Below are 10,075 nucleotides of genomic sequence, written 5' to 3'. Positions count from 1 at the left end.
TTACCGAGGCGCCGGACCTGGCAAGACTGCAAGGGCTCACGTTCGGCACGATTACCGACGCGCACCGGCGCGAATCGCGCGGCAGCTGGGGCTGGGGCGATGTCGCCGCGTCCGCGGCCGTGTTGATCATCATTCTGGGCGCATACCTGTATTTCAATGGATAGAGAACGCGAACGAGGGGAGGCGCATGGATCGCCGGTCGTTTCTGTGCGGTGTCTTGATGGGGTCTATGGCCGCAGCCTTCGGACGGCGGGCGGCCGCGCGCGCGGCGGAACCGCCGCCGCACATCGTGTACATCCTCGCGGACGACCTCGGTTACGGCGACGTCACCTGTCTGAACAGCGAGTGCAAAATCCCGACGCCGAACATTGACGGGATCGCGCGCGACGGCATGATTTTCACGGATGCGCACTCGGGTTCCGCCGTGTGCACGCCGACGCGCTACGGTATCCTCACGGGACGTTACTCGTGGCGGTCACGGCTGAAGCAGGGCGTGCTGAATGGCTACGACACGCCGCTGATTGAGACGGGGCGGATGACCGTCGCCTCGCTCCTCAAGTTGAGGGGCTACCGGACGGTGTGCGTCGGGAAATGGCATCTGGGCCTCGGCTGGACGGCCACGAACGGCCGGATGCCGCGGTCCGGAAACGTGGATTACGCACAGCCTGTCGCGGACGGCCCCCGCGCGCTCGGCTTCGATCGCTCCTTTATCATTCCGGCCTCCCTGGATATGCCGCCCTATTGCTACGTGGAGGACGACCGCGTGGTCGAGGCGCCGGCGGAAACCGCGCCCGGCCGCGAAGGGAAACAACTGTTTCGCGAAGGCGAATGCGCGCCGGGCTTCCGGCCCGAGGACGTGCTGCCCACGCTCACGAACAAGGCCGTCGCATACATCGACGAACACGCGCGGGAACATGCGGGCGAACCGCTGTTTCTCTATTTCCCGCTGAACGCGCCCCACACGCCCATACTGCCGGTTACCCCGTACGCAGGCAGCACCAACACGAACGAATACGGCGACTTCGTCGCGCAGGTCGACGGGACCGTCGGGCAGGTGCGCGACGCGCTCGAACGGGCCGGGATGCTCGAGAACACCCTGTTCATCGTGACGAGCGACAACGGCTGCGCGCCGATGGCGGGTCTTGACGAGCTACATGCGAAGGGGCACTATCCCAGCTATCATTTCCGCGGCCACAAAGCGGATATCTTCGACGGCGGCCACCGCATCCCGTTCCTCGCGCGCTGGCCCGGCCGCGTGCCCGCAAGCGCGACGTACGGAGAAACAATATGCCTCACGGACCTGATGGCGACCGCTGCCGCCATCGTCGGGGAAAGGCTGCCTGACAACGCGGCCGAAGACAGCGTCAGCCTCGTGCCCGCATTGACCGGCGAGACGCAGGGACCTGTGCGCGAGGCGACGGTGCATCATTCGGTAAGCGGGTTCTTTGCCATCCGGCAGGGACCGTGGAAATTGATCCTGTGCGGCCACTCCGGCGGCTGGAGCGACCCGAAACCAAAGGACGCGCGCAAGGGGAACCTGCACCGTGTTCAACTCTACAACCTCGCGGACGACCCCGGCGAAAAGACGAATCTCGAAGCGGAACATCCCGAGATCGTCGAACGGCTCACACGCCTGCTCGAAAGCTACGTCGCGTCAGGCCGCAGCACGCCCGGCGCCCCCCAACCCAACGACGGCAAAACCAACATCTGGGGACCCGGCGCAGGGCAAGAGTGAGGCCGCGATCTTCCGCAATTCAGCCGACGGCACACTGCGCGCTTCAAGTCTTTCCGCGCAGCGTTCCGGCGGCATTCCGGGATACTTGAAGCACGTGCGGCACAGTATCTAACCTGATGGGACATGAAGAGACACAGGGGAGAGGCCGGCTTGCCGGCCACGGGAGGAGCGCCCCATGGCTTATGGCTCTATCCCGCCTCATGGCGGTTACGCTGACCTTCTTTCCTATCGGAAAGCCGAGATCGTCTATGACGCGACCGTCTCTTTCTGCGACCACTTCCTCGACAAATACGACCGCACCCGCGATCAGATGATCCAGGCGGCCCGGTCCGGTAAGCAGAATATCATCGAAGGCAGCATGGCTTCCGGCACATCCAAGGAGACGGAAATCAAACTAACCAACGTCGCCCGCGCCAGTCTCGAGGAACTCCTTGCCGACTACCGCGACTTCCTGCGGACACGTGGATTGCGCCTTTGGGACAAGGACAGCCGGGAAGCACGCTACGCGCGCAATATGGCGAATGGGACTGATGTATCCTATGCGACTTATCGGACCTTTGTTGAGAGCCGTCCACCGGAAACCGTGGCCAATATCATCGTCTGTCTGATTCACCAGACCAATTATCTCCTCGATCAGCAGCTCCGCCGGCTTGAACGGGACTTCGTCAACGAAGGCGGCTTGCGCGAGCGCATGTTCCGCGCCCGCTTGGCCGAACGCAACCGCCAGAGAAGAAACGAGGACCCGCGCTCATAAAAAAACGCACCTGCCCCTGAAAACCATACGTCCCATTTGTCCCATGAGTCCCACGTCATCTACCACAAAGCACCCGTCTTTGCGCTATCATGTGTGAAGCAGGGGAGGGTAATAGCCCATGAAATCGAATCACCGTCTGCTTTTCGCGATCCTTCTGGCCGGGTTGGTCTCCGTGGCCGGGTTCCCGGAAGAACCGCGCGGGCCGATCGCCCATTACGTGTTCGGCGAGGGCCGGGGCGAGGTGCTGCACGACCGCAGCGGCAACGGCCATCACGGCGTTATCGCTGGCGCGACCTGGACCTCGCGGGACGGCGTCCAGTGCCTGAACTTCGACGGCTCGGGCGACTACGTCGATTTCGGCGACGACGCCGCGCTGAAACTCGCGGGCGATGCGACCTTCTTGGCCTGGGTGCGGCTCGACGCGTCGCCGTTTCCGGATGAGACCACGAATTGGACCATCGTCGATTGCGAGGAGTACCGCAAGTCGGGATTCCTGGTGCGGATCGACGGCGCAACGGCCAAGGTCATGTACCGGTCAAGTCAGGACGGCGCGGACCAGCACGGCTTCGGCGGCACGGCGCTCGAAAATGGGCGGACCGCGTTTGTGGCCGTCTCCCGGTGCGGCGAACGGGTCGTGATCTATGTCAACGGCCGGCGCGACGCGGAATTCGCGGCGAAAGCGCCGGACCCGGGGCCGGTATCGTTCAAGATTAGCGCGCCGGGCCAGTCTTTCGCTGGGACCATCCAAGAACTGTCGGTCTACGACCGCGCACTGCGCGACAGCGAGATTATCGACGCTTATTGGCGCGGAGCGGGGCGCTGCGCGCAGGACACGCTGCGCGGGAGAATACAAATCACGCCGCACATCTACCACGACGAAGCGCAGGCGTTCGTCGAAGTCGATACCTTCGGGGTGCAGCCGCTCCAAGACACGGAGCGGGTCTTGGTGCAAATTCTGAAAAACGACAACACGGTGGCCGTCGAAATGCCTGTCGATGCCTCCGCCGGAAAAGCGCGCGCCGCCGTTGCGCTCGACCTGAAAGGACTGCCGGAGGATACCTACCTGCTCCGCGCGGTCCTGGAAAGCCCCGCGCGCGAAGCATCCGACGGCGTTGGATTTCACTATCCCGCCGCGCCGTTCGTTCCGCCGTCGCCACGGAAGAAAACGGCGGCGGCGCTGCCTGAAATCGTGCCGCCGCCGGCGTATGAGGCGCGCGCCGCCGCCGGAGGCGGCCTGATCATCAAGGCCGCGGGCCGGGAACTCGCCGTCGAGTCCGTGTTCAGCGTTCCGGGCGGCGGCTGGAACACGTTTGGAGTTGATGACGAAGCAACGGCAGCCGTGAACTCGGACTGGCGGATTACAACGGACCAGGAATACGCGGTCAGCGCCACAGGCGCACATTACGGAATTACGCGACGCGTTACGCCGGAGCCGGACCGCGTCGTGGTGCGCGACACCGTGAGCAACGCATCGCCAGCGCCGGTGGGGCTGCTCATCCGTCATCGGCTGGCCGGGCCTGCCTCGGACGATGCGGTCGTGTATGTCGGCGGCCGCGCCACGGTCAAGCCCGTCGCGCGGCGCAGCATCAATCGCAGCCCGACGCTGTTGCTGAGCAGTGCCGGTCTCGGCGCGGGCCTGGTTCCCGTCGACGACGTGTTTATTGTGCAGAGCCGCGGCGCATATGACGGCGCGGGGCAAATCGAACTGTCCACGGACGAATTCGCGCTCGATGCGGGCGCATCCTATACGCTCGAATGGGCCGTCTACCTGAACAGCAGCGGCGACTATTTTGACATGGTCAACGCGATTCGCCGTAACGAGGGGCGCAACAGCGTTCGCGTCGACGGAGCATTGGCGTTCCTCCAGGGGACGCAGCAGAAGCGCGACGCCAGCCTGATCCCCGGCCCGGAATACTTCGAACAGCGCAACGCCGCATACGCGACCGTGTTCTGCCTGTCGTGGTGCACGGACGATCCCGGCATCTCCGTCGAGGGCATCGAGTTCGTCGAGCATCCGTTGGAACGCCGGCGCATCCGCGAGATGATGGACCGGCTGTACGCGGTGCGGCCCAATATCAAGGGCATGTTCCACGTCGCGCACCAGCTCTACGCGACGAACCGGCCCGATGAATTGTTTCCAGACTCGCGCGTGCTCGATGCGATGGGCAATCAGACGGTGTATCCGAACGACTACGGGAGCGGCAATTACTTCTCGCGCGAACGGTACGAGCAGAACTGGCGCTGGTGGATTTTCTATCCGACGCTGGAGAACAGCTTCGGCAAGGCCATGCTCGACAGCGTCGAGGTCATGATGGACGAGATGGGCTGCCGCGGCGTGTTCGCGGACGGGTTCCTCTGGGGCTACGGCGGCGAATACACCTACGACCGCTGGGACGGCCGCAGCGCCGATATCGACCCGGTCACACACGAAATAACGCGCAAGAAGGGTTCGGTGCTGCTGCTCAGCCAGGACGCGATGATCGCGTGGTGCCGCAAGATCTGGGGCAAGGGCGGCGTGGTCATCGCGAACGGCGTCGTGCCCACGCGCACGATCTGCTCGTTGCCGCTCATGACGGACAAGGAGGTGAACGAAGGCCCCGACGTGCCGCTGCTGCCCACGCCGATTACGCTGAGCGATCCGGCGCTCGCGGGCACGGAGGAAGGCCTCTATCGCGATGTGCTCAACAAGCTGCGGTGGGGCAATCTCTACGCGTACTACAACGAGCCTGTCACGCTGTCCTTCGTCTCATTACCGCAACAGATGTACCCGATCACCGTCGAGGAGGCGCATGCAGGCTGCGTAAAGGGCAAGGAACGCATCATCACGATGAACGGCGGCGTCTATGGCTGGCCGGGCGCGCGCGACCTGCATATGGTCTATCACTTCGACTCGCGGGGACACCGTGTCCAGCATGACTTCATAACGACGGCGGACGGCGCATCGGTGAGGACGGAAATTGTCCTCGAAAAAGACGAGACGGCGGCGATCGTGCGCATTCCCTTGCAAATCGGGTGCGACTCGCCGGTCAACGTGCTGGTGCGGCAACACAATGCGCGCGAGACCCTTCTTGACGTGAACGGCTCGGGCAATATCCGCCTCACCGGCCCTGACGGCGTCGAGCGCGCGTATGACCTGGACGGCCCGCGCGCGCTCACGCTGCAGCTATGACAGCCAGCGCTCCGGCAGCGCGCCGACGGCCGCTCGGTCCCACTGCGGGTCGAAGAAACGGACGAGCCGCTGCGTCGCGGCCTGCGGGCGCGGATCCACGTGTTTGGGCAGATGGTCGTAGATAGCGTATACGTGTTCCCAATAGCGGCGCGCGATCGCGTCGAAATCCGGCGAGGACGCCGTCACGTCCGCGAGCAGTTCGAAAAAGAACAACAGGTTCTTCCGGTACGTCTCGATATCAGGGTGGAAGGGGACATCGCCGCTTGCCCGTCCTTCGAGCGCGCGCAGCAGCTCCGCTCCATCGCTCATGCGCTTATGATATTCCGCGCGCGAGATGTCGAGCCGCGCGTAGTTGCCCCAGTCCGGCACGATTTCGAATAAGGGCAATACGTCGCACAACGCCTCCGCTTCGGGGCCAAAGAGCCGCCTGTAGAATCCACGCGCCAGCGCGTTCGCGGCGGCGTCCGGGTTCAAGAACGACTGGGCGGATTCGTACAGAGAAAGCTGGTTCAGCAGCGGCGTCATGGTGAAGCAGATGCCGCCCGAATACGGTGCGGCGTCGCGTTCCTTGCGTCGCTGCGCGAACAGCCGCTCGAACCGGTAGTGGGGGAGAATCGCGTTTTCGCCTTCGGTGAGGCTGAAATCCCAAGTGAGGATGCGGTGCGTTTTCGCGATTTCGTTGGCCCATGGGCGCGCGTCCTGTTCGCCGTTGGCCGCCTCCGGGTTGCCGTCGGGGTTGAACCCGAGATTGATGGCGACGGACGTATCCCCTGGGAAATCCGCCAGCCGTTTCAGGAAATACGTCATGGAGTCGTCCGCGCGCTTCTTGTCGAATCGCCATGCCGTGCCCTGGATGCTCTGAATAAACTCGCCCTGCCAGTCCGGCGGCCCCTCGATCACGCCCCAGCCCCAGAACGGCGTACCCCACGTGCCGATCTCGATTTCCGCCCGCGGCTGGTTTTGCTTCACCAGTTCCGCGATTTCGAGCGCGCGGTCGATGAACGTCCGGGCGGTGCAGCCGTTGCGCGAGCAGCCGCCGGGATCGCCCGGGAAGATGCCCACGACACCGAGACCGGACAGGCGGCGCGTCCATTCGTCCCAAAGGATGCGGCACTCGGCCCATTCCTCGGGAATATTGGGGCAGTGCGTGTGCCAGGCGTCGCCGACCGTGGTCAAGGCCGCGAGCAGTTTGACGCCCACGCCGCGGGTGCGCCCGTGCTCGATGATCGCGTTCATCTGCCGCTGAAATTCCAGGCCGAACGGCTCGGTCAATCCGGCGCGGCTGAACAGGCGCGGCACGAGCCAGAACTCGAAGTGGGTGAACCCGAAATCGCCTATCATGTCGAGGAAGCGGAACCAGTCGGCGTCCTGCCAGCGGTACGGCAGGCCGGGATAGAACATGTTCGGGTTGAACGCGTTCAGCAGATGCTCGGCAAAGTTGATATAGCAGCTTCGGCGCTGTGTCCCCCGCGCCCGCGCGCCGGACGGTTCCGCGCCGCGCACCAGGAGCGCGTGCCCCGTCAGCGCGGCCGCGCCCGCGAGAAAGGACCGCCTCGAGACCGGCGTTGCTTCCATTGGCGTTATTCCTCGTCCGCGGTTTCCTGCTGCGTCCAGACCGTCATATTGGTCAGGTCGCGGCGCTGCCGCTGGAAGAGGCACGCCGCCCCGTAACCGGCGACGAACATGATGATATTGCCGAATATCCCCGTGTAGTACGTGTGAATGGGCTTTGCCAGCCAGCCCGCTACGGCCTCCGGCAGGCCGAGCCAGTACTTGAGCCCCTCGGCCGTGATCAGTTGCGTCTCAATGGCCGTGATGTACAGGCTGAACAGCACGGTGCACGCGATGCCGGCCGCCACCGAGCGCCCGTCGCCGCGCGTGGTCAGGAATCCGAGCACGTACAACCCAAGCAGTCCGCCCGCGATGATGGCCCCGATCTTCGAGCCCGTGTCCTGCAGCGTCAGCTTGGTCATCTCGAGGTAGAGCGCTGCGCAACCCATCATCAGGAGGCAGCTAACCGCGGAGACGAGGCGCGCGGCGAACACGTAATGCCGCTCGTCGCGGTTCTTCACCATGTGGCGGCGATAAATGTCCGTGATAGTGACCGCGGAGATCGAACTGATACTCGACGACGACGCGGACATGGCTGCGGAGAGAATGCCCGCGATCACCAGCCCCGCGAGGCCCGATGGAATCGCCTGGACACAGAAATAAGGCAGGATCGATTCGGCCTTCGCGCCCTCCGCGCCGGTGAAGATAGCCTGTGACTGCAGGTCCGGATGGAGCTTGAAATACACGTACAGGCTCGTGCCGAGGAACATGAAGAAAGCCCATGTCGGCACGCTGCAGAAGCAGCAAATCCAGATCGAGCGCGTCGCCTCCTTGGGGTTCTTCGCGGCCACGTATTTCTGAATCACGTTCTGGTTGCTGCTGTATTCCGTGAGCCAGTTCATCAACCCCATCAGCAGCATCATCAGGATCGCTTTCTCCCGCAACGCGATCCACGGTGCGGACACGACCGGCCCGCCGGGCGTGGCCGGGTCGCCGAAGAGAAACTTGCCGTCCGCCATGGCCGTCGAGACAATCGTGCCGATGCCGCCGTCAATGCCGCGCACGACCGTGATGAAACACAGCGCGGAGCCGAACCACAGCAGGAACGTCTGCAGGAATTGCGCCCAGACAATGGCGCGGATGCCGCCCGCGACCGTGTAGGTGGCGATGACGAGCCCGCCCGCGACGATGCAGACGTACGGCGTCGCGCCGGTCATCTGCTGAAACACGAGCGAGACCAGGTACAGGATCGTGCCGATGCGCATGACCTGGCCGAACACGAACGTGCACGACGCGTACAGCCGCACGCCCGGCCCGAACCGGCCTTCCAGGTACTCGAACGCCGACGTGCACCGGCTGCGCCGGAAATACGGCAGGAATATCCGCGACGCCAGGAGTATTCCGAAAGGCAGCATAAACGCGGGTAAGAGCCGCAGGTAACCGGTGCGGTATGCGTCGCCTGGATACGCCACCACGGTGATCGAACTGATCGATGTCGCAAACATCGCCAAGCCCAACAACCACGCGGGAAAGGACCGGTTGCCGACGAAATAGCCTTCCGTGGATTTGTTGCGGCGCGCGAAGATCGGGCCCATCGAGGCGATGGCGAGGAAGTAGACAGCCACAATCACCCAGTCCAGCAAACCAAAACGCGTCATGGGTCGCTATGCCTCCCCGCGTCGCCGCGTGGCGTCCCCGAAACCGGCGGTTGCGCTCACGCAATCAGTTTCTCTATGACCTCCAGGCTCTTGCGCGCCGTGGCGTCGAGGTTTGCCATGGAACCGCCGCCGCGCAACGGCGAACACATCTCGTAGGCGACGCCGCCGTCGAACCCGCCGTCCTTCAGGCCCGCAAAGAACGCCTCAAAATCGATAAACCCGTCGCCCAGCGGCACGGCCCGCACCATTGCCGCCATCTCGCGGTAATTCACCAGCCCCGGCACATATTCGTAACGCGGCAGGCGCACGTAATCCGCGAGCGTGGTCTGCGCCATGCGCGGCGCAAGCGCCTTCGCCGCCGCGTACAGGTCCCCGCCCTGCAGCGCGACGGACCACGGGTCGAACATGGCGCGGCAGTATGGATGATTCACCTCGTCGAGGAACTCGCGGTACGCTTCCACGCCCACGGCGACATCGTGGTGGTTCTGCACACCCAGCAGCAACCCGTGTTCCGCTGCGGCATCCGCGCACGCGCGCACCGCCGCGACGCACTTGTCCCAGTCCGCGGCGTATGCGTCCGGATCCGTCGTGTACCCCGTGAACACGCGGACGAGTCTAGCGCCGAGCGCCTTGCCCAGCCGCGCCAGCGCGTCCACATACGCGACCTGTATCTCGACGGACGGGACCTCCGGCGCAGTCCGGCCGGCAGTGAAATCCGTATACCCCGCGATGGTAGCGATATCGACCCCGGATTCGCGCGCCGCCGCGCGTATCGCGTCCAGCGCCGCGTCATCCGTATCCACAACCGAAAGATGCGGCCGCTTGCCCATCAGTTCCACCGCGGCATAACCCAGTTCCCCGGCCTTGCGGAGGAACCCCGGCAGGTCCAGCCGCGCCTGGCCCCACAACCCCGCATAACTCACGGAAAACAGCGTCGGCGTCATGACCCTGCACATCCCGTCCGTTCCGACCCTTGGGTTACGAGCATGCTGGGGGAGGGGTTCATAACCCATTAGAATCATTACCAGTTACGAAAGACCAGGTACTTTCAGTCGTTAGGCTCGGCGCCACATGTTGCCCATGTGCGGCATATTGTTCAATCTGCAGGGCACAGTCTACGGTACACTTGAGGCTTTCTGCAAGAGAAATCTGCGGCCCGATTTTGAGTACCGCATGCCAACTTGTCTGCGCGGGAACACGAATCGCGC

At 64.0% G+C, this 10,075-nt stretch carries 7 protein-coding genes; 3 read left to right on the top strand and 4 right to left on the bottom strand.

Features of this window, described 5'->3' with window-relative positions; genetic code table 11:
• The first annotated feature begins 187 nt into the window (after positions 1-187).
• The 3 genes from KA184_21265 to KA184_21255 all read left to right on the top strand — a co-directional run bounded on the left by KA184_21265 (position 188) and on the right by KA184_21255 (position 5,658).
• Positions 188-1,735, top strand: coding sequence for an arylsulfatase (locus tag KA184_21265; GenBank protein MBP8132118.1), 1,548 nt, complete (start codon positions 188-190; stop codon positions 1,733-1,735).
• 175 nt (positions 1,736-1,910) lie between these two features.
• Complete coding sequence (locus KA184_21260; GenBank protein ID MBP8132117.1) at positions 1,911-2,489, top strand: four helix bundle suffix domain-containing protein; 579 nt, start codon at positions 1,911-1,913, stop codon at positions 2,487-2,489.
• A 118-nt stretch (positions 2,490-2,607) separates the two neighbouring features.
• On the top strand, positions 2,608-5,658 hold the full coding sequence (locus tag KA184_21255; GenBank protein ID MBP8132116.1) for a LamG domain-containing protein: 3,051 nt from the start codon (positions 2,608-2,610) through the stop codon (positions 5,656-5,658).
• Here KA184_21255 and KA184_21250 read toward each other — a convergent pair.
• The 4 genes from KA184_21250 to KA184_21235 form a co-directional block, all read right to left on the bottom strand.
• Positions 5,653-7,233, bottom strand: a complete 1,581-nt coding sequence (locus tag KA184_21250) for a hypothetical protein (GenBank protein MBP8132115.1) — start codon at positions 7,231-7,233, stop codon at positions 5,653-5,655. The genes KA184_21255 and KA184_21250 overlap by 6 nt on opposite strands.
• A gap of 5 nt (positions 7,234-7,238) precedes the next feature.
• On the bottom strand, positions 7,239-8,867 hold the full coding sequence (locus KA184_21245) for a sodium:solute symporter (protein MBP8132114.1): 1,629 nt from the start codon (positions 8,865-8,867) through the stop codon (positions 7,239-7,241).
• Between the two features lie 56 nt (positions 8,868-8,923).
• Entirely contained in the window at positions 8,924-9,811 is an 888-nt protein-coding gene (locus tag KA184_21240; protein MBP8132113.1) for a sugar phosphate isomerase/epimerase, read from the bottom strand.
• A 58-nt stretch (positions 9,812-9,869) separates the two neighbouring features.
• The coding region (locus KA184_21235; GenBank protein MBP8132112.1) for a hypothetical protein at positions 9,870-10,075 on the bottom strand (206 nt) is incomplete at its 5' end.

The sequence above is a fragment of the Candidatus Hydrogenedentota bacterium genome (assembly GCA_018005585.1).
Lineage (GTDB): Bacteria > Hydrogenedentota > Hydrogenedentia > Hydrogenedentales > JAGMZX01 > JAGMZX01.
Note: the sequence above shows the minus strand (reverse complement) of the source record. Positions and strands in the feature narration are given on the sequence as shown.